This window comes from Idiomarina sp., assembly GCF_019431395.1.
GTDB lineage: Bacteria > Pseudomonadota > Gammaproteobacteria > Enterobacterales > Alteromonadaceae > Idiomarina.
This window is the reverse complement of record NZ_CP080268.1, coordinates 634,205-653,643: the sequence shown is the minus strand read 5'-3', so window position 1 is coordinate 653,643 and position 19,439 is coordinate 634,205. Positions and strand designations below refer to the sequence as shown.

The following is a 19,439-nucleotide window of genomic DNA, read 5'->3' as shown; positions in this document are numbered from 1 at the left end:
CATGACACTTCTTAAAAACCTCCGTCTCTGGCAGGCGGTATTAATCGCTGTCGCTTTCAGTTTTGCTGTCAGCTTTACGGCTTTCAACCTGCAGACACGAGTCACCGAGATCGCGCCGGATGCCCAGAGTGGCATTGTCATCATGTACTCACTTATCTTAAACACGGTGCTGTGGTTAGTTTTGTCCTTTGCCATGTTCTACTTTCTACAAGGACTCGCACAGAAGTACTGGTTTAAATCCTTTGTCAGCGGTGCATTGTCGCTTTTATTTATCGGCTACGCGGGCTATATGAGTGTGAGCGCGATGCAGCTAAGTAACGCTCTCATTGCGGCAGCCGATCCATCGACGCCATCGCAGCGCCTGGCCTCCCTCGCTGATGCCAAATTGGGCTATGGCTACGAACTAGACAACAGACTCGCAGCAAATCCATCAACGCCCGTCGACACGCTGCGGGCACTATATCAACGAGAGAATCAAATCGGCACAGACATAAAACTGGCACGCAACGCCAATACACCTAATTCGATTTTGATTGAACTATCTAAGCGTAAAGACACTAATCAGCGCAATGCCATTATCAGAGCACTCGAAGCCAACCCAAAGGTCATTAATGGTGAACTGCGTTTTGACGCTGCGATGACACTGCAGGTTAAATAGCTTCATAAAACACAGCCCGTTAATAGGAATCCGCGTCAATGCGCTTTAGAAAACCTTTAAGCACTATTTGTATTGCTTTGCTACTCAGCATGGCCTCGGGTTGTGCGCACTTTATCGAGCAAAAAATACTTTATCCTGGCGACGGCGGCATGGTTGTTGAAGGTGTTAGCGACCGCGAGCTACTCGAAATTTATCATCTGCAAGCGCGTGAGATTGCCGGCCAACGACGTTTACCCTTTTACTTCGGCGATGCCGAAGCATTAACGGCTGATTTTATGCCGCCAAAGATGGATTTCACTTTTCGCTATACCAACGCGCCAAAAGGCATCGAACCAGTACGTAAATACAAACTAGAACTTGAGTCCCCTCCAAAGGATTTTCCATCTGCCAAAGGTATTATAATTCTGCTACACAGCTACAGCACTAATGCCCAATCGGTTTTCTTTGACAGCGTGGCGCTGCAGCTTCAGGGTTATCATACCGCCAGCTTTGACCTGCTTGGGCATGGTCAAGCAGGTCAACAGCCAGTGAGCTTTGGTGCGGCAGATCTAAAGCGTTTACATCGTTTAATCACGACGCTTAAACAACAGTATCAGTTACCGGTCATTCTCTATGGAAAATCCTATGGTGCATCTATTGCCGCGCAGTATATTGCGTCGTATGGCAGTATCTCCGGGTTTATTGCTGTCGCGCCGATGACTGATTTTACGCCCGCAGCCACGCGAGTGGCCAAAAGCTCAAGTCCTTTGCTTACTAAGCTCGTTTCTGACCAGTGGCTGCAAACTACCTTCGAGAACGTGCTGACTGAACGGCAAACGAATTCACGCCAGTTATCAACGCCGCGCATTTTATTACGCCAAACGACCGATTCTTTACCCCCAACGCTCATTTTAGCCGGAGGGCTAGACAAGATTAGCGATCCCGAGCAAATTAAAGCGCTTGCCACCATTGATGCCGTCAAAGTCAAATACTTCGACAATCGTGGCCATATTGAGATGATGATTTTTGATAATCAACTAAACGACAGTATTAAACCGTGGCTGAACAACCTCTAGACAACAAAAAACCCAGCACAACGGGTTGCTGGGTTTGGTGCGTTGTCTAGAGCAGTTATATTAACGGTTAAGTTCACCGCTTGCCGATTCAATGTGAGCGCGAACAAACCACTGGAATTGCTCAAGATCACCCAGTTGGCCGGTTAACAGGTCTTCTGATACGGGATCAAGCTCGGCGAGTTTATCAATTGCCTTACGATGGTCTTCGTTAACGCCATTATAGACTTTATCGAGTGCACCTAAATGATCTACAACAAGTCCTCTGCCAATATTGTATTCATCCCAGCGACGACGGTCGACGATTGATTGCGGTGTGCCAACAGGTACGCCGCCCATGGTTGCGATACGCTCGGCTATGGTATCGGTCATTTCACGCACAGCATCAACCTGTGGATCGAGCATTTCGTGCACACCGATAAAGTTCGGGCCGACAACATTCCAGTGCACATGCTTAAGGGTTAATTGTAAATCGAGAAGTGCAACCAAGCGGTCATCGAGTAGCGCGATAGTATCTTTTGCCGACTGGCTATCAACACCCGGAGCCGTAAATTCGGCAACTTTCGTTGATGCATTACTCGAGCTCATTATTCCTCCTACTCAGTATGTATGTACTATTACCTACGCACAAATTTACTGAGTAGATCGGTAACTCAGCCAAAGCAATTAACGATAGAACACAAAAAAGCCGACGTTCGTGCAAGCGTTTAGCTTGTTTGAACGTCGGCTTTTGTACTTGCGCCAGAGGCGCAAGCTACGGGCTATTACCAGCCTGTTTTCTCTGCTACAGCTTTGCCGATGTCGGCCAGGCTGCGTACAGTTTTAACGCCTGCAGCTTCTAGTGCAGCGAATTTCTCGTCAGCAGTACCTTTACCGCCGGCAATGATGGCACCAGCGTGGCCCATGCGTTTGCCCGGAGGCGCAGTAACACCAGCAATGTAAGAAACAACTGGCTTAGATACATTGTTTTTAATGTACTCTGCCGCTTCCTCTTCTGCTGTACCGCCGATTTCACCGATCATTACGATAGCTTCGGTTTCTGGATCTTTTTCGAACAGTTCCAGAATATCGATGAAGTTAGAACCCGGGATAGGGTCGCCACCGATACCAACACAGCTAGACTGACCAAAACCTGCGTCAGTAGTCTGCTTAACCGCTTCGTACGTCAATGTACCTGAACGCGATACGATACCCACTTTACCTTTCTTGTGGATGTGGCCAGGCATGATACCGATTTTGCACTCGTCCGGCGTGATAACACCCGGGCAGTTTGGACCGATCATGCGCACGCCTTTGTGCGTCAGATATTCTTTAACGTAAAGCATGTCCAGCGTCGGGATACCTTCGGTAATACAAACAATCAGTTCGATACCAGCGTCTGCTGCTTCGATGATTGAGTCTTTACAGAAAGGCGCTGGTACGTAGATAACTGATGCTGTCGCGCCAGTTGCTTCTACTGCTTCACGTACAGTATTGAATACAGGCAGGCCTAAGTGTTCTTGACCACCTTTACCAGGGGTTACACCGCCAACCATTTGCGTACCGTAAGCAATTGCCTGCTCAGAGTGGAAAGTACCCTGACCACCAGTAAAGCCCTGGCAGATTACTTTGGTGTTTTTATCGATCAAAATGCTCATTATTGACCTCCTGCCGCAGCAACCACTTTATCGGCAGCATCAGACAAGCTCTCTGCAGCGATAATGTTCAGGCCACTTTCTTTCAGTTTATCTCTACCCAGTTCAGCATTGTTACCTTCAAGGCGAACAACTACTGGTACTTTAACGCCGACTTCCTCAACCGCGCCAATGATACCTTCTGCGATCATGTCACAACGAACGATACCACCGAAGATGTTAACCAATACGGCATTAACAGAGCTGTCAGACAGGATGATTTTGAACGCTTCAGAAACACGCTCTTTAGTCGCGCCGCCACCAACGTCAAGGAAGTTAGCAGGTTCGCCACCGCTCAGTTTAACGATGTCCATAGTACCCATCGCCAAGCCTGCGCCGTTAACCATACAACCGATGTTGCCGTCTAACGCTACGTAGTTAAGTTCCCATTTCGCTGCTTGCGCTTCACGCTCGTCTTCTTGTGACGGATCGTGCATTTCACGCAGCTTCGGCTGACGATACATCGCGTTGCTGTCGATACCAACTTTAGCATCCAGACAGTGCATGTTGCCTTCGTCAGTGATAACCAACGGGTTAATCTCTAACAGTGCCAGGTCGTATTTTTCGAACATTTCGGCAAGACCCAGGAAGATCTTGGTGAACTGCTTAACCTGGTCCGGGTTTAGACCCAGTTTAAAACCTAACTCACGACCTTGGTATGGCTGTGCGCCAACGGTAGGGTCGATTTCAGCTTTTAAGATTTTTTCTGGTGTTTCTTCTGCTACTTTCTCGATTTCAACACCACCTTCGGTTGATGCCATGAACACGATTTTACGTGAACCACGGTCAACAACTGCACCCAGGTACAGTTCGTCAGCGATGTCAGTGCAGCTTTCAACTAAAATCTTAGCAACCGGCTGACCTTTTTCGTCGGTCTGGAAAGTTACTAAGTTTTTACCTAACCACTGCTCGGCGAATGCGCGCACGTCATCCAGGCTTTTAACCAGTTTTACGCCGCCCGCTTTACCACGGCCGCCTGCGTGTACCTGACACTTAACAACCCAAGTGTCACCGCCAATACGTTTTGCCGCGTCGACTGCTTCATCAGCAGTGTCACAGGCAAAACCTTCAGATACTGGCAAACCAAACTCTTTAAAGAGTTGCTTACCCTGATACTCATGCAAATTCATGATGCTCTTCCGATTCGTTGAAACAACAAAAGCAGCTTACCTGCTGCCTACCCGAATACCGCGCCGAATTTTAACAGAAAACGGCACAAAAAATAACAGCCGCAAGTCAAAATGACGTTGCGGCTGTGGCTCAGCGTCTTTAGATATCCAGGATCAGACGTTGAGGATCTTCTAATAGCTCTTTAACAGTGACCAGGAAGCCAACCGATTCTTTACCATCGATAATGCGGTGGTCATAAGACAGAGCCAAATACATCATTGGTAAGATCTCAATCTTACCGTCGACAACCATGGGGCGCTCCTGGATTTTATGCATACCCAGAATCGCACTTTGCGGTGGATTAAGAATAGGTGTTGATAACAGTGAACCAAACACGCCACCGTTAGTAACGGTGAAGTTGCCACCTTGCATCTCATCCAACGTTAGCTTGCCGTCACGTCCTTTAATTGCCAGTTCACGGATACCTTTTTCCATGTCCGCGATCGACATCTTGTCGGTATCACGCAGAACCGGTGTTACCAAACCACGTGGCGTTGATACCGCAATGCTGACATCAAAGTAGTTGTGGTAAACGATATCATCACCGTCGATTGACGCGTTCACATCAGGGAAACGCTTAAGTGCTTCAGTCACAGCTTTGATATAAAAGCCCATGAAGCCAAGGCGCGTACCGTGTGTTTCTTCAAACACGTCTTTGTACTTTTTGCGTAAGTCCATGATCGGTTTCATGTTGATTTCGTTGAACGTGGTCAACATGGCCGTGTCGTTCTTCGCTTGTAACAAACGTTCTGCGATACGCTTACGCAAACGTGTCATTGGTACACGTTTCTGGTCACGATCACCTGCCGCTGCTGGTTGCGCAGATTGTTGCTTGCTGCTGTCTGACGACTTAGACGCTGACTTAGATGCACCGTCTTTAACGTGCTTTTCAACGTCTTCCTTGGTGACACGTCCGCCTTTGCCGGTGCCTTTAACATCACTTGGCTTGAGGCCGTGCTCGCCTAATAAACGACGCACCGCAGGGCCAGCGACTTCGCTGTCACCGCCGTCATCTTTACTTTCAGCAGAAGACTCTGACTTGCTGTCGCCTGATTTGCTTGCACTGCCGCCTGAAGAGGCGCCGGCTTCCACAACACCGATAACGTCATCAGCGCCTACCGTTGCACCTTCGTCGTGTTCAATCTTAACCAAAACGCCGTCTGCTGGTGCTACAACTTCAAGCACTACTTTGTCGGTTTCAATATCGACTAGGTTCTGGTCACGCTTAACTTCGTCGCCTTCTTTAACATGCCAGGCAGAAATAGTTGCGTCAGATACTGATTCTGGTAATTGCGGAACGGTAACGTTCATTTTCTCGCCTGAGCCTTTCTTATCGGCAGAGCCAGAGTCTTTACTCTCGCCTTTGTTCTGGTCTTGCTTATCAGCTTTTTTATCGCTGTCGTCTGACTTCTCTTCTTTGCCAGAGTCACCGCTCGCTGCACCGTCACCTTCTTCAATTTTACCGATGACTTCTTCAGCAGTAACAGTGGTGCCTTCTTCGGCAGTAATCTCACCCAGCACGCCGTCCGCTTCTGCGACGACTTCCAGCACTACCTTGTCGGTTTCGATGTCAACCAGATTCTGGTCACGCGACACTTTATCGCCAGGTTTTACGTGCCATGTTGCGATGGTGGCATCGGCAACAGATTCGGGTAATTGAGGAACTTTAATATCAATCGCCATGGTTCATCTTCACCTATTTAGTGGTTAGCGCTTCGTCAACGAGTTTTTGTTGCTGTTTGTTGTGTTCAGTTAAATAACCCACTGCCGGAGCCGCAGAGGCATCCCGACCCGCGTAGGTAAGCTGAGCACCGGAAGGAATTGCAGCCCAGAAATGGTGTTGGCTGTTATACCAAGCGCCCTGGTTCTGAGGTTCTTCCTGACACCAGACAAAATCTTTGACGTGCTGATAGTCTTTCATGATCTCGGCCACTTCTTCGGCCGGGAACGGATATAATTGCTCGATACGGATAATGGCAACATCGTCTTGCTCACGCTTACGACGTTCCTGCAGTAAGTCGTAGTAGACTTTACCGGCACACATTACCACGCGTTTGACCTTCTTCGGATCCATTTCATCGATTTCCGCAATCGCGTTCTGGAAGCCGGTATTAGCCAGATCATCCATCTCTGAAACGGCTAATGGATGGCGTAATAACGATTTTGGCGTCATTACAATTAACGGACGACGAACCGGCCGTAACTGTTGACGACGAATCATGTGGAATACTTGTGCCGGCGTAGTCGGCACACAGACAGACCAGTTATGGTCGGCTGATAACTGCAGGAAGCGTTCTAAACGCGCCGAGGAGTGCTCTGGCCCCTGCCCTTCATAGCCGTGCGGCAGCAACAATGTCAGACCACAGAAACGTCCCCATTTTTGCTCGCCCGAGCTTAAGAACTGATCGATGACAACCTGAGCACCATTAGCGAAGTCACCAAATTGTGCTTCCCACATAATCAATGATTTAGGCTCGGCTGTCGCATAACCGTATTCAAACGCCAAGACTGCCGCTTCAGACAACACTGAGTCATAAATTTCGATCTGACCCTGCTCGTCCTTTATATCGTTTAATGGCATGTACACGCTGCCATCGTCTTGATTATGCAATACTGCGTGACGATGGAAGAAGGTACCACGGCCAGAGTCCTGCCCGGTCAAACGAATGTGAATATCGTCGTTAACCAGGGTTGCGTAGGCGAGACTCTCAGCGAAACCCCAATCCATGGATTTGTCGCCTTTGGCCATTTTTTGACGTTCCTGATAGACCTTAGCCACTCGTGAGTTTAGCTTATGTTCTTCCGGGTACGATGAAATCTTCTCACCTAATTGTTTTAACGTTTTCGCACTGACCTTGTAGTCGTACTCAACATCCCAGTCGTTACCAATATATGGTGTCCAGTCAACTGAATGCTGACGCATTGGACGATGCTCATCAACTACCACTTCGCCTTTATCCAGCGCATCGCGGTAATCCTGAATCCATTGCTTGGCATCGTCTTCGCTAACGGTATTTTTACCGGCTAGCTTTTGTGCGTAAAGCTCGCGAGCCACTGGGTGCTTTTTAACTTTGGCATACATCAGCGGCTGTGTTGCACTCGGCTCGTCGGCTTCGTTATGACCGTGACGGCGATAACAAACTAAATCGATAACAACGTCACGTTTAAAGGTATTGCGATAATCCAGTGCCAGCTGTGTTACGAAAACCACGGCTTCAGGGTCATCCGCATTAACGTGGAAAATCGGCGCCTGAACCATTTTTGCAATATCTGTGCAGTATTGGGTTGAGCGCGCGTCTTCGCGTTTCGACGTGGTAAAACCAACCTGGTTATTAACAACGATGCGAATTGAACCGCCAACTTGGTAGGCGCGAGTTTGCGACATGTTGAAGGTTTCTTGCACTACGCCCTGGCCCGCAATCGCCGAGTCGCCATGAATGGTAATCGGCAGTACCTTTTTACCTTCCGGATCTTTGAGGCGATCCATGCGCGCACGCACTGAGCCCATCACTACCGGATTAACGATTTCAAGGTGCGACGGGTTAAAGGCTAGCGCCAGGTGAACATCGCCACCCGGTGTTTCAAAATCTGATGAAAAGCCCATGTGATACTTAACATCACCTGAGCCTTTGTTGTTGCTGTGTTTACCAGCAAATTCGTCAAACAAGTCTTGTGGCTTTTTACCCAAGACATTGACTAATACGTTGAGGCGTCCACGGTGAGCCATACCGACGACTACTTCTTTAGCACCCTGCTCACCTGAGCGAGTAATCAGTGCTTTTAGTAGCGGCACCAGGCTATCGCCACCCTCTAACGAGAACCGCTTAGCACCCGGGAACTTAGATCCCAGATACTTTTCAAGACCATCTGCGGAAATCAGTTCACGTAAGATCTTGACTTGTTCTTCTTGACTAAATTTAGGTTGTCCGAGCACGCCTTCTAAGCGCTGCTGGATCCAACGTTTTTCTTCAGTCGAGACGATATGCATATATTCCGCACCGATCGAGCCACAGTAAATCGACTCCAGTGCGCTATGAATATCTTTTAACTTCATGGTTTCGCTGCCGGCGGCAAGCGAACCCACATTAAACTCTCGCTCCAGATCGTCTTTGGTCAGGCCATGAAAATCGAGCGATAAATCAGGAACATTCTCCTGCTTCCACAATCCAAGCGGGTCTAGATTTGCGTGTTGATGACCGCGAAAACGGTACGCGTTGATCAGCTGCAGGACTTTAACTTGCTTTTGGTCAGCGGGAGCACTTCCAGTGCCAGCTTGCTTAAGCTTATTCTTAGCGAGTGTTTTAAACTCGTCACGAACATCGCTTAGCTTTACATCAACTGCACTATCAGTTTTAGGCAGCGAATCGAAGATATTACGCCACTCATCACTCACTGCAGTTGGATCATCGAGGTACGCCTCGAACAATTGTTCGATATAGGCGACGTTTCCTCCGGCTAGATGCGAAGATTCTAGCCACTCACGCATTACACCCTCTTGCATTGCGTTTCCTTTCCACTAAATTCTGCTCAAACTATGAAAGAATAGCCACCCTAATCCAGAATGGCTATTCACAACATCACCCGTTTGTCCTGTTACACCGCCCGGCTTAGCAACATCGACTTGATGTGGCCAATGGCTTTGGTCGGGTTTAAGCCTTTAGGACAGACGTTGACACAGTTCATGATACCGTGACAACGGAATACACTGAAGGCATCATCCAGCTCGTCCAAGCGTTCCTCTGTCGCCGTATCGCGGCTATCGATCAAGAATCGATACGCATGCAACAAGCCAGCAGGACCAACGAACTTATCCGGGTTCCACCAGAATGATGGGCATGAAGTTGAGCAACATGCACACAAAATACATTCGTACAGGCCATCAAGCTTAGCACGGTCTTCAGGTGACTGCAGACGCTCGCGCGCTGGTGGTGTTTTATCGTCATTGATCAGATACGGTTTAATCTTTTCGTACTGCTGATAAAACTGACTCATATCCACGATTAAGTCGCGAATAACCGGCAGGCCCGGCAATGGACGAATAACGATCTTATCTGACTTTAACGACGACAAGTGAGTAATACATGCCAAGCCGTTTTTGCCGTTGATATTCATGCCATCAGAACCACAAACACCTTCACGACACGAACGACGGAATGCCAGTGTTGGATCCTTCTCTTTTAACTTAATCAGCGCTTCCAGCACCATTAAATCCTGATTATCTTCAACTTCCAGTTGATACTCTTTCATGTGTGGCTTGTCGTCCACATCAGGATTATAACGATAAATTGAGAACGTATAGGTTTTCATAAACCCCCCTTAATAAGTACGAGCTTTCGGAGGGAAAGCTTCACGCAGCTTAGGTGCCATATTGACTTCACGCGTAACCATGTCTTCTTTCTCTGGACGGAAAATGGTGTGAACCAACCAGTTTTCGTCATCACGGTCAGGATAGTCAGCACGGCTGTGCGCGCCACGGCTTTCGGTACGGAACGATGCCGAAACTGCCGTAGAGTAAGCTGTTTCCATCAAGTTATCTAACTCAAGACATTCAACACGCTGAGTATTGAACTCCTGCGAACGGTCATCAAGACGTGCACTTTGCAGACGTTCGCGAATTTCGCGAAGCTCTTTTAGACCTTCCTGCATTGCGTCGCCTTCGCGGAATACCGAGAAGTTCATCTGCATGCACTGCTGCAAGTCTTTCTTGATTTGCGCCGGATCTTCGCCTTTGTCGGTGCTTTCCCAACGGTTATAACGAGCCATTGCCTGGTCCACATCATCACTTGATGCTTCACGAGCCTCGACGTTAGCTGCCAGATGTTCGCCCAGGTGCATACCCGTAGCGCGTCCGAATACAACCAAGTCAAGTAGCGAGTTACCGCCAAGACGGTTAGCCCCATGCACTGATACACAGGCAATTTCGCCACAAGCAAACAAGCCCGGTACATGCGCAGTTTGACCATTATCATCAACGCTCAGTACCTGACCGTTAACGTCGGTAGGAATACCGCCCATCATGTAATGACAGGTTGGAATGACCGGAATCGGTTCTTTAACCGGATCGACGTGTGCGAAGGTACGTGATAAATCACAAACACCCGGCAAACGACTTTCCAGGGTTTCTTTACCCAAGTGATCCAGTTTCAGTTTGATGTGTGTGCCCCAAGGACCTTCACAGCCACGACCTTCTCGGATTTCGGTCATCATCGCACGTGAAACCACGTCACGTGATGCCAAATCTTTAGCGTTAGGTGCGTAGCGCTCCATAAAGCGCTCACCGTCTTTATTTAACAGGTAGCCACCTTCACCACGGCAACCTTCGGTTACCAGAGAGCCAGCACCGGCGATACCCGTTGGGTGGAACTGCCACATTTCCATGTCTTGTACCGGTACACCCGCACGCAATGCCATACCAACACCGTCACCGGTATTGATGTGTGCGTTTGTGGTTGAGGCATAAATACGCCCTGCACCACCGGTTGCCAACACAACAGCCTTAGCTTTTACAAAGTAAACCTCACCGGTTTCGATGTTCATGGTCGTTACACCACAAACCGCACCGTCTTGGTTCTTCACGATATCCAGTGCATACCACTCAGAAAATACCGTGGTCTTATTTTTTACGTTCTGCTGATATAGCAGATGCAACAGTGCGTGACCAGTACGGTCAGCTGCTGCCGCAGTACGTGCCGCTTGCTCGCCGCCGAATTCTTTCGACTGACCACCAAACGGGCGTTGGTAAATTTTACCGTTTTCGAAGCGCGAGAAAGGCAATCCCATGTTTTCCATTTCTAAAATGGCTTCAGGACCTGCCTTACACATATACTCGATTGCATCCTGGTCACCGATGTAGTCTGAACCTTTAACGGTATCAAACATGTGCCATTGCCAATCGTCCTCGTGAGCATTACCTAAAGCAACGGTAATACCACCTTGCGCAGAAACTGTATGTGAGCGCGTTGGAAACACTTTCGACATCAACGCACAGCTCATTCCCTCTTGGGAAATTTGCAGCGCCGCTCGCATGCCTGCACCGCCGGCACCGATAACCACTGCATCAAATTCTAGAGTTTTAACGTTCACTTAAACACCCCACAGTACAAACAAGCCAGTGAGCCAAACGACGATTAAACCGACGCTGAACACGAATTGAATGAAAGCACGTACGCCTGACGCCTTTACATAGTCCGTCAGTACCTGCCAAATTCCAATCCAACCATGGATCAGCACTGCCGTCAGGGTTAATAATGTGAACACTTTCATCCACACATTAGAGAACAATCCGCTCCAGTTTGCGTAGGTGACATCCGCAGTTGATACGAAGAAACCTGCCATAAACAGAGAGAATAAAAAGATGATAACGGATGAAGCGCGCAATAAGATGTAGTCATGCGAGCCGCTACGTCCGAATGTTCCAGCTGCGTTTACCATAACCATACTCCTACCAAAACTGCCCAGACAATCGACAGTACGATAGCGATGTTAGCACTGCTGCGGCCCGATTCGAGCTCTTCCCAGTAGCCTAAGTCCATCACCCAGTGACGAATGCCAAGAATTATATGGAATCCTAACGCTGTCAAAATACCCCAGCCAATGAACTTAGCGATAAAGCCAGTCATTAAGCTTTCGATTTGCATGAAGCCTTCCGGACCACTCAACGATGTCGCGAATGCCCAGGTAAGAAATGCCAGTGCAATCAACATAACAACACCGGAAACACGGTGTAAGATGGATGCTTTGGCAGCGGCAGGAAGTTTGATGGTTGATAAATCTAAATTTACAGGTCTTTCTTTTTTCACGATAGATTGCCTTTTAATAAAGCAGTAAAGAAATGTAAAAGAATGCCCGGCGCATCGATAGAGTCCAAATGCTACCTCGACGGCAGTGAGTATATCTAGCCTGCCAAGCAATTACAATGACAAAACTAGTAACGTAAAGAGACAATTTTTGGATTATTTAAGTAAAACCATAGCAAATGCGACTAAAGTCTAATGCGGTTAAATTTCCTCAGCGCAATGTAATCTTTAGTTAACCAATTGACCGTATAAAAAGGTTGAGTTAACGCAAGCGCCTCTTTACAAAAATTGACATTTGGCACCATTTTCGAGTTAAATTAGCGCACTTTTTAAAAGTATATCAACGTAGAAGCAAGGAGAATTCCTTATGGCTGATCGTAAAGCCACCTTACAGATTGATGGACAGTCAATCGAACTGCCGGTGTTGTCACCCAGCGCAGGCAAGGATGTAGTCGATGTCCGCACTCTTGGAAAACATGGTTATTTCACCTTTGATCCAGGCTTTCTGGCAACGGGCTCTTGCGAGTCGGCTATCACCTACATCGACGGCGAACAAGGTATGTTGTTGCACCGTGGGTACCCTATCGGCGAACTAGCAACACAAGCAGACTACCTGGAAGTTTGCTACATGCTGTTACACGGCGAAGCACCGAGCTCAGACCAGTATCAAGAATTTAAAAAGACCATTACCAAGCACACTATGGTGCACCAGGGTCTGCATAACTTCTTTAACGGCTTCCGTCGCGATGCTCACCCAATGGCGATGCTTTGTGCAGTAACCGGCGCTTTATCATCGTTTTATCACGATGATCTGGACATCCATGACCCGGACCAACGTTTACGTAGTGCCTATCGCCTGATTGCCAAGATCCCGACTATTGCGGCAATGGCATATAAGTTCAGCATTGGCCAACCGTTCGTTTATCCGCGCAACGATTTAGGCTATGCCGAAAACTTCTTAAACATGATGTTCTCGGTACCTGCAGAAGATTACGAAATCAGCCCGGCAGTTGCCAAGGCAATGGATCGTATCTTTATCCTGCATGCGGACCACGAGCAAAACGCATCAACCTCAACTGTGCGTTTGGCCGGTTCATCAGGTGCTAACCCGTATGCATGTATCGCAGCCGGTGTTGCTTCTCTGTGGGGTCCTGCTCACGGCGGTGCTAACGAAGCTTGCCTGCGCATGCTGGCAGAAATTGGTTCGGTAGAGAATATTCCTAAGTACATCGAAAAAGCTAAAGACAAAAACGACCCGTTCCGTCTGATGGGCTTTGGTCACCGTGTTTACAAAAACACTGACCCGCGCGCTACAGTAATGCGTGAGTCTTGCCACGAAGTACTGAAAGAGCTAAACCGCGACGATCCATTATTGGATGTTGCAATGGAGCTGGAACGTATTGCTCTGGAAGACGACTACTTTATCGAGAAAAAGTTGTTCCCGAACGTAGACTTCTACTCAGGCATCGTACTAAAAGCGATCGGTATCCCAACTAACATGTTCACGGTAATCTTTGCATTATCTCGCACAGTAGGCTGGGTATCTCATTGGCACGAAATGATGAGCGAGAAGAGCCAGAAGATCGGCCGTCCTCGTCAGCTTTACACAGGCCACACCGAACGCAAATTCGACCCAATCAAAAAGTAAAATTCACCTTACTTTTAAAAAGCGCCCACGCGGGCGCTTTTTTTATGTCTGCGTGCCGCAATATAAGCTGAAGGAGGTTCGGGGTGGATGCGGCGACAAGGGGATTTGAAGCCCTGTTTGAGAAAGTGTCTGGCGCCATGGATGGCGCCAGTCAAGCCCCCCAGGGATGGGTTCACGGGCGTCTTTCGCAAACAGGGTTCAAATACCCCAGCCACATCCCCCCTCCGGACCTCCTTCAACGGCTTATAATCATTCGACATCAAACTATTCTATCGCACTGTTTTCGTGCAATATCGCTTCGATTTAATTATAATACAGCGCAATTTTAGAGAATAACGAAACAGAGAGGCTTATGCAGCAAGTAGTCAACGTACAGGAACCCGTCATTACTCCGCGTCGCTTCAAAGTTTACCAACATCGCCAGTTGGACAAAATTGAAGCACTGAACAAAGTGCCTGAAGATATGCGCTTCGAAATGAAAGTTGTAGCCAATGTGCTGCCCTTTCGGGTTAATGAATATGTTTTCAACGAGCTCATTGATTGGGAAAATGTACCTAATGATCCGCTGTTTCAACTGACCTTTCCGCAAAAGGATATGTTAGAGCCGAGTGCGTTCCAGCGCATGGCTGATTTGATGTCCGGCAAACACAGCACCAACGAGGTGTTTGATCTGGCGACACAACTGCGGCAGGAAATGAACCCGCACCCTGCCGGACAAATGCAGATGAACGTTCCGCACGTTGACGGAGAGCCGTTACCCGGGATGCAACACAAATACCGCGAAACGGTATTGTTTTTTCCCGCACAGGGCCAGTACTGCCACTCTTATTGCACATTCTGCTTCCGCTGGGCCCAGTTTGTCGGTAAGGCAACCCGATTTAATTCTAATGATGCCGATCAGTTACACCGTTATTTAGCACAGCACAAAGAAGTAACCGACTTACTGGTTACCGGCGGTGACCCTATGGTAATGCGCACGCGCAAGCTTCAACATTACCTGGAAGACCTGCTCAAGCCCGAGTTTCAGCATATTAAAACCATCCGCATAGGCACCAAAGCGCTGACGTTTTGGCCCTATCGTTTTATCACCGACCCGGATGCTGACGACTTACTGCGTCTATTAGAGAAGCTGGTTAATGGCGGTAAACATATTTCCATTATGGCGCACTTAAACCACCACAACGAATTGCGCACCGAAGTTTGTCAGGAAGCGATCCGCCGTTTGCGCAGTACTGGCGTACAAATTCGTTGTCAGGCACCCTTGTTACAGCACATTAACGATGACCCGGATGTATGGGCCGAGATGTGGCAAAAACAAGTCAGTCTGGGCATGATTCCGTACTACATGTTTGTTGAACGAGATACCGGAGCGAAGCGTTACTTTGAAGTGCCGTTAGAACGCACCTGGGAAATATTCCAGAAGGCGTACCAACAGGTTTCCGGTATTGCCCGTACCGTGCGGGGTCCGTCAATGAGTGCCGGACCTGGTAAGGTGGAGATTCAGGGCGTCACTGAGATCGCCGGTGAAAAAGTTTTCGCACTGCGCTTTATTCAGGGTCGCAACCCGGACTGGGTGCAGCGTCCATTCTTTGCTAAGTACGACCCTGATGCGACCTGGCTACATCACTTAAAACCGGCTTTCGGTGAAGAAAAATTCTTCTTTGAAGACGAATACGCCAACATGTCAGCGATGGACTAGGCACCATCGCTGCTTAAACGCCGGGCGGCCTCCAGGTCTTCCGGCGTATCAATGCCGGCTAACGGTGTTTTAATCGCTTCAGCAACATGGATCCGTTCACCATTCCACAACACCCGCAATTGCTCTAATGACTCCAGCTGCTCAAGCGGCGATGCCGGCCACTCGATATAACGCCGCACAAATCCAGCTCTATACGCATAAATGCCAATGTGACGATGGTAGACATCCGGCCGTAATGTTTCTGCAGTACGGTCAGCATTAAAATGCTCACGATCCCACGGAATAGCAGCGCGACTAAAGTACAACGCATAGCCCGCCGCATCCCGCACCACTTTAACCACGTTAGGGTTAAAAATATCGCTACTCTCGTCAATCGGCACCGACAGCGTTGCCATTGGCGCTTGCCGCTGATTAGCTAAGTTGTCGGCAACCTGGCGAATAATCTCTGGTGGTATAAAAGGCTCGTCACCCTGCACGTTCACCACGATTTCGTCTTCGGCCAGCGCTAAATGCTCAATAACTTCGGCTAACCGCTCAGTTCCTGACTGATGATCAGAGCCTGTCATCATCGCGCGTCCGCCAAAACTCTCCACCACGTCTTTAATTCTGACATCATCAGTTGCCACAATGACTTCTGCGGCACCACTTTGCTCTGCCCGCTCTACCACGTGCTGCACCATAGGTTTTCCGTTGATGTCGGCTAATGGTTTACCCGGCAAGCGTGACGACTGATAACGTGCGGGTACTATTACGGTAAAGCTCATTTTTGCACCTGCTCCAGTTCGTCGGTATCCAGACTGCGCGCGCGATCGGCAATTAATACCGGTATGCCCTCATCAATCGGATAGGCCAGGCGTTCACCACGGCAAACCAACTCATTATTCTGTTCTGCAAAAATTAATTTGCCCTTACAGTTCGGGCAGGCAATGACTTCTAATAAGCTTGCATCAATCGTCATCTTATTTCCTCAGGCAGCAAGTTTTCGTAAGCGTTGTTCCAGTTTAGCGCACAAAGCGTCTGGTAGCTTCGCGGCAATAGGCTGATAAAACCAATTCTCACGCGCAAAGTCACGGCATTTGGCCGCGTCTTTTTCTGTCATTAATACCGGTTTTTCACCAAAACGGGTTAAATCCTCAGCTCGGTACTGGTGATGATCAGGAAACTCGACACACTCAAGCGGGCTAATACCCTGTTGCCTCAGTCCATGAAAGAATCGGTGCGGATTACCAATACCGGCTAACGCATAGCAATCCTCACTCGGCGGCTCCGCCTCTGCATCGTCGATAACGCGTCGCCAACCCGTTGGTTCAACTTCACACACGTATTGCGCGAAGGGGTGCTGAGCATACAATGATATAACCCACTCAGCCCCTTTAAGGCGCCATGGTCCCTCACGTAGCGGTCCACACGGCAATAGCCAGCCGTTACCCACACCACGTTCGGCATCAATTAAAATCAATTCGATATCACGCTGCATAGCATAATGCTGCAGCCCGTCATCGCTGACAATCACATCCACCGACGCGTCCGAATTGCATAAGGCTTTGATCGCCGCAGGCCGATCCGGTGATATCACCACAGGGCATTGTGCCTTGCGCTTGATCATTAAGGGTTCGTCGCCAACAGTCTGCGCAGAGTCGCCTGCGCTGACCGTATGGGGAAAACTCGTGTTTGCGCCGTAGCCACGGCTGACAATACCCGGATGATAGCCCTGCGCTTTCAAGTACTCGACCAGCGCCAGCGTCAACGGCGTTTTACCGGTGCCGCCGACACTAAGATTGCCGACCACGATCACGGGAACCGGGGCTTTATGCATCTTTAAAATGCGGAATCGATATAACGAGCGACGCAGGTTAGTAACCAGCCAAAACAGCAGTGATAGCGGCGTTAAAAGATACAACAACGGATGTAACCGCTTGTCGTACCAACGATGCTGAAGCCACATCAATTACACCCCGCTAAACTGCAAGTTGTAAAGCTGATAATAAGCGCCTTCTTGTTGCAATAATTGTTGATGATTACCGCGTTCGATAATACGCCCACTATCCATTACCAGTATCTCGTCAGCGTTTTCAATAGTCGATAACCGGTGTGCAATAACCAGCGACGTACGATCTTTTCGAAGCGCACCAAGCGCCTGTTGGATATGACGCTCAGACTCGGTATCCAGCGCCGATGTCGCCTCATCCAAAATCAAAATTGGCGCATCCTGCAGCAACGCCCGCGCAATCGCAATCCGCTGTCGCTGACCGCCTGATAACATCACGCCGTTTTCACCAACAATGGTATCCAGCCCTTGTGGCATATTGTCAGTGAACTCGGTTACATAAGCCTGCTCAGCGGCGTTGATGATATCGTCGCGCGATACCGTTTTAGCAGCGCCATAGGCAATATTATTAGCTATGCTATCGTTAAATAAAGTGACGTGTTGCGATACCAATGCGTATTGGCGCCGCAAGCTTTTTAATTTGTAGTCCTGAACGTTGTGCCCATCGAGTAGGATCTCGCCTTCGTTAACGTCATAAAAGCGGGTTAACAGACTGGAGATCGTCGACTTACCGCTACCGGAGCGTCCAACTAAGGCAATGGTTTTGCCCTCGTTCAAGTTAAAGTTAATGTCTTGTAGTGCTGGCTCGTCACCCTCTTTATAACTAAAGGTCACGTTTTTAAATTCGATATTGCCATGCGCCCGGTTTAACTGGCGGGTACCATTATCAACCTCAACAGCCGTATCCAGCACATCAAAAACGCTGGCCGCAGCGGCAATTCCACGCTGGAAATCACTGTTAATATTGGTTAGCTGCTTAAGGGGACGCAACAACATGATCATCGCGGTTAACAAGGTGGTAAATGCGCCCGGCGAGAGTTTCTCCAGCATTTCCGGGAAGCTTGCTAAAATCAGCACCATGGCGAGGCTAAGCGACGCAATAAACTGAATAATTGAGGTGCTGATAGCGCGGGTATTTACCAGCTTCATGTTTTGATTGCGGGTGTTGTTATTAATGTCGGCAAAACGTTTTGATTCGACTTTTTGCCCTTCGTGCATGACCACAACTTTGTGCCCGTTAATCATTTGTTCTGCGGTAGTGGTAACGTTACCCATCGCGGTTTGAATACGACTGCTAACTATACGGAAACGTTTAGAGACGATTCCGACAATCTTCGCGATTAACGGCCCGACCACCAAAAACACCAGCGACAACTGCCAACTGTGATAAAACATCAAACCCAATAAACCGATCACAAACGCACCATCTTTGACCAGTACTAACACCGCCCGGCTGGTCGCTTCTGCCACCTGCTGGGTGTCGTAAGTAATCTTCGATATCATTTCGCCGGTCGAGTGCTGGTCATGAAATGAAACCGGCACCTTTAGCAAATGGTCAAATAACTGCTGCCGCATACGCGTAACCACTTTAAAACCGACGTAGTTGAGAAAGTAGTTGCTGGCGACATTAAACAGGCCGCGAATGATAAAAAATACCGGTACGATCAAGCCACCGATAAACAGGATGCGGGAGTTACCCTGGCCTAAACCATCATCGATAAGTGTTTTGATTTGCGAGAAAAACCACGTATCGACAGCGGAAAAACCAACCATTCCTAAAATCGCAATGGCAAAGGTAAGTTTGTAAGGCTTTATATAACTCAGTAAACGTTTAAACGTTTTCTTTTTTAAACTCTGAGAGTCCATGCAGTCTCGATAAGTTGCTAAATACCCCCGCATTCTACCCGTTTTATGG

At 48.6% G+C, this 19,439-nt stretch carries 17 protein-coding genes; 4 read left to right on the top strand and 13 right to left on the bottom strand.

All coding sequences use genetic code 11. From position 1 onward, the window contains the following. The first annotated feature begins 1 nt into the window (after nucleotide 1). Together KZ771_RS03205 and KZ771_RS03200 are read left to right on the top strand one after the other, a co-directional pair. Nucleotides 2-658 (top strand): hypothetical protein, encoded by a 657-nt coding sequence (locus KZ771_RS03205; protein ID WP_133539282.1) that lies wholly within the window; start codon nucleotides 2-4, stop codon nucleotides 656-658. A gap of 38 nt (nucleotides 659-696) precedes the next feature. Next, nucleotides 697-1,713 (top strand): alpha/beta fold hydrolase, encoded by a 1,017-nt coding sequence (locus KZ771_RS03200; RefSeq protein WP_133539283.1) that lies wholly within the window; start codon nucleotides 697-699, stop codon nucleotides 1,711-1,713. Nucleotides 1,714-1,773: 60 nt separating this feature from the next. Here KZ771_RS03200 and dps read toward each other — a convergent pair whose 3' ends face one another. From dps to sdhC, 9 genes are all read right to left on the bottom strand, one after another. Then, a complete protein-coding gene (dps, locus tag KZ771_RS03195; RefSeq protein ID WP_290654333.1) occupies nucleotides 1,774-2,298 on the bottom strand; it encodes a DNA starvation/stationary phase protection protein Dps in 525 nt (174 codons plus the stop codon). A 176-nt stretch (nucleotides 2,299-2,474) separates the two neighbouring features. Continuing rightward, nucleotides 2,475-3,347 carry a succinate--CoA ligase subunit alpha gene (gene sucD, locus KZ771_RS03190; protein ID WP_011234743.1) on the bottom strand — a complete coding sequence of 291 codons (873 nt, stop codon included), beginning with the start codon at nucleotides 3,345-3,347 and terminating at the stop codon, nucleotides 2,475-2,477. Continuing rightward, nucleotides 3,347-4,513 carry an ADP-forming succinate--CoA ligase subunit beta gene (gene sucC, locus KZ771_RS03185; protein ID WP_290654332.1) on the bottom strand — a complete coding sequence of 389 codons (1,167 nt, stop codon included), beginning with the start codon at nucleotides 4,511-4,513 and terminating at the stop codon, nucleotides 3,347-3,349. The genes sucD and sucC overlap by 1 nt, the downstream gene beginning before the upstream one ends. A gap of 139 nt (nucleotides 4,514-4,652) precedes the next feature. Further along, nucleotides 4,653-6,236 carry a 2-oxoglutarate dehydrogenase complex dihydrolipoyllysine-residue succinyltransferase gene (odhB, locus tag KZ771_RS03180; RefSeq protein ID WP_290654331.1) on the bottom strand — a complete coding sequence of 528 codons (1,584 nt, stop codon included), beginning with the start codon at nucleotides 6,234-6,236 and terminating at the stop codon, nucleotides 4,653-4,655. Between the two features lie 13 nt (nucleotides 6,237-6,249). Then, on the bottom strand, nucleotides 6,250-9,054 hold the full coding sequence (gene sucA, locus KZ771_RS03175; protein ID WP_133539287.1) for a 2-oxoglutarate dehydrogenase E1 component: 2,805 nt from the start codon (nucleotides 9,052-9,054) through the stop codon (nucleotides 6,250-6,252). A gap of 92 nt (nucleotides 9,055-9,146) precedes the next feature. After that, nucleotides 9,147-9,860, bottom strand: a complete 714-nt coding sequence (locus KZ771_RS03170; protein ID WP_133539288.1) for a succinate dehydrogenase iron-sulfur subunit — start codon at nucleotides 9,858-9,860, stop codon at nucleotides 9,147-9,149. Between the two features lie 9 nt (nucleotides 9,861-9,869). Next, the gene (gene sdhA, locus KZ771_RS03165; RefSeq protein ID WP_290573537.1) at nucleotides 9,870-11,636 is read right to left on the bottom strand and encodes a succinate dehydrogenase flavoprotein subunit; all 1,767 of its coding nucleotides are present in this window, start codon (nucleotides 11,634-11,636) and stop codon (nucleotides 9,870-9,872) included. After that, the gene (gene sdhD / locus KZ771_RS03160; protein ID WP_133539290.1) at nucleotides 11,637-11,984 is read right to left on the bottom strand and encodes a succinate dehydrogenase, hydrophobic membrane anchor protein; all 348 of its coding nucleotides are present in this window, start codon (nucleotides 11,982-11,984) and stop codon (nucleotides 11,637-11,639) included. Further along, complete coding sequence (sdhC, locus tag KZ771_RS03155) at nucleotides 11,978-12,352, bottom strand: succinate dehydrogenase, cytochrome b556 subunit (protein ID WP_133539291.1); 375 nt, start codon at nucleotides 12,350-12,352, stop codon at nucleotides 11,978-11,980. The genes sdhD and sdhC overlap by 7 nt, the downstream gene beginning before the upstream one ends. Before the next feature lie 364 nt (nucleotides 12,353-12,716). Between sdhC and gltA the strand changes: the two genes are divergently transcribed. Continuing rightward, on the top strand, nucleotides 12,717-13,997 hold the full coding sequence (gltA, locus tag KZ771_RS03150) for a citrate synthase (protein WP_133539292.1): 1,281 nt from the start codon (nucleotides 12,717-12,719) through the stop codon (nucleotides 13,995-13,997). 352 nt (nucleotides 13,998-14,349) lie between these two features. Then, nucleotides 14,350-15,696: a lysine 2,3-aminomutase gene (locus tag KZ771_RS03145; RefSeq protein WP_290654330.1), complete on the top strand. Its 1,347-nt coding sequence runs from the start codon at nucleotides 14,350-14,352 to the stop codon at nucleotides 15,694-15,696. Here the strand turns inward: KZ771_RS03145 and kdsB are convergent. The 4 genes from kdsB to msbA are packed head-to-tail and all read right to left on the bottom strand — an operon-like array spanning nucleotide 15,693 to nucleotide 19,390. After that, nucleotides 15,693-16,460 (bottom strand): 3-deoxy-manno-octulosonate cytidylyltransferase, encoded by a 768-nt coding sequence (kdsB, locus tag KZ771_RS03140; RefSeq protein WP_290654329.1) that lies wholly within the window; start codon nucleotides 16,458-16,460, stop codon nucleotides 15,693-15,695. The genes KZ771_RS03145 and kdsB overlap by 4 nt on opposite strands. Then, nucleotides 16,457-16,654: a Trm112 family protein gene (locus tag KZ771_RS03135; protein ID WP_290654328.1), complete on the bottom strand. Its 198-nt coding sequence runs from the start codon at nucleotides 16,652-16,654 to the stop codon at nucleotides 16,457-16,459. Before KZ771_RS03135 ends, kdsB begins: the two co-directional genes overlap by 4 nt. A gap of 9 nt (nucleotides 16,655-16,663) precedes the next feature. After that, nucleotides 16,664-17,641, bottom strand: a complete 978-nt coding sequence (gene lpxK, locus KZ771_RS03130; RefSeq protein ID WP_290654327.1) for a tetraacyldisaccharide 4'-kinase — start codon at nucleotides 17,639-17,641, stop codon at nucleotides 16,664-16,666. Nucleotides 17,642-17,644: 3 nt separating this feature from the next. Next, complete coding sequence (gene msbA, locus KZ771_RS03125) at nucleotides 17,645-19,390, bottom strand: lipid A export permease/ATP-binding protein MsbA (RefSeq protein WP_290654326.1); 1,746 nt, start codon at nucleotides 19,388-19,390, stop codon at nucleotides 17,645-17,647. Nucleotides 19,391-19,439: the final 49 nt, after the last annotated feature.

Bases quoted from the DNA above. Each gene is read 5' to 3' on its own strand.
- sdhD (WP_133539290.1), bottom strand. From the start codon at position 11,984: ATGGTAAACGCAGCTGGAACATTCGGACGTAGCGGCTCGCATGACTAC.
- gltA (WP_133539292.1), top strand. From the start codon at position 12,717: ATGGCTGATCGTAAAGCCACCTTACAGATTGATGGACAGTCAATCGAA.
- KZ771_RS03200 (WP_133539283.1), top strand. From the start codon at position 697: ATGCGCTTTAGAAAACCTTTAAGCACTATTTGTATTGCTTTGCTACTC.
- kdsB (WP_290654329.1), bottom strand. From the start codon at position 16,460: ATGAGCTTTACCGTAATAGTACCCGCACGTTATCAGTCGTCACGCTTG.
- KZ771_RS03145 (WP_290654330.1), top strand. From the start codon at position 14,350: ATGCAGCAAGTAGTCAACGTACAGGAACCCGTCATTACTCCGCGTCGC.
- odhB (WP_290654331.1), bottom strand. From the start codon at position 6,236: ATGGCGATTGATATTAAAGTTCCTCAATTACCCGAATCTGTTGCCGAT.
- KZ771_RS03170 (WP_133539288.1), bottom strand. From the start codon at position 9,860: ATGAAAACCTATACGTTCTCAATTTATCGTTATAATCCTGATGTGGAC.
- lpxK (WP_290654327.1), bottom strand. From the start codon at position 17,641: ATGTGGCTTCAGCATCGTTGGTACGACAAGCGGTTACATCCGTTGTTG.
- msbA (WP_290654326.1), bottom strand. From the start codon at position 19,390: ATGGACTCTCAGAGTTTAAAAAAGAAAACGTTTAAACGTTTACTGAGT.
- sucD (WP_011234743.1), bottom strand. From the start codon at position 3,347: ATGAGCATTTTGATCGATAAAAACACCAAAGTAATCTGCCAGGGCTTT.
- sucC (WP_290654332.1), bottom strand. From the start codon at position 4,513: ATGAATTTGCATGAGTATCAGGGTAAGCAACTCTTTAAAGAGTTTGGT.
- KZ771_RS03205 (WP_133539282.1), top strand. From the start codon at position 2: ATGACACTTCTTAAAAACCTCCGTCTCTGGCAGGCGGTATTAATCGCT.
- KZ771_RS03135 (WP_290654328.1), bottom strand. From the start codon at position 16,654: ATGACGATTGATGCAAGCTTATTAGAAGTCATTGCCTGCCCGAACTGT.
- dps (WP_290654333.1), bottom strand. From the start codon at position 2,298: ATGAGCTCGAGTAATGCATCAACGAAAGTTGCCGAATTTACGGCTCCG.
- sucA (WP_133539287.1), bottom strand. From the start codon at position 9,054: ATGCAAGAGGGTGTAATGCGTGAGTGGCTAGAATCTTCGCATCTAGCC.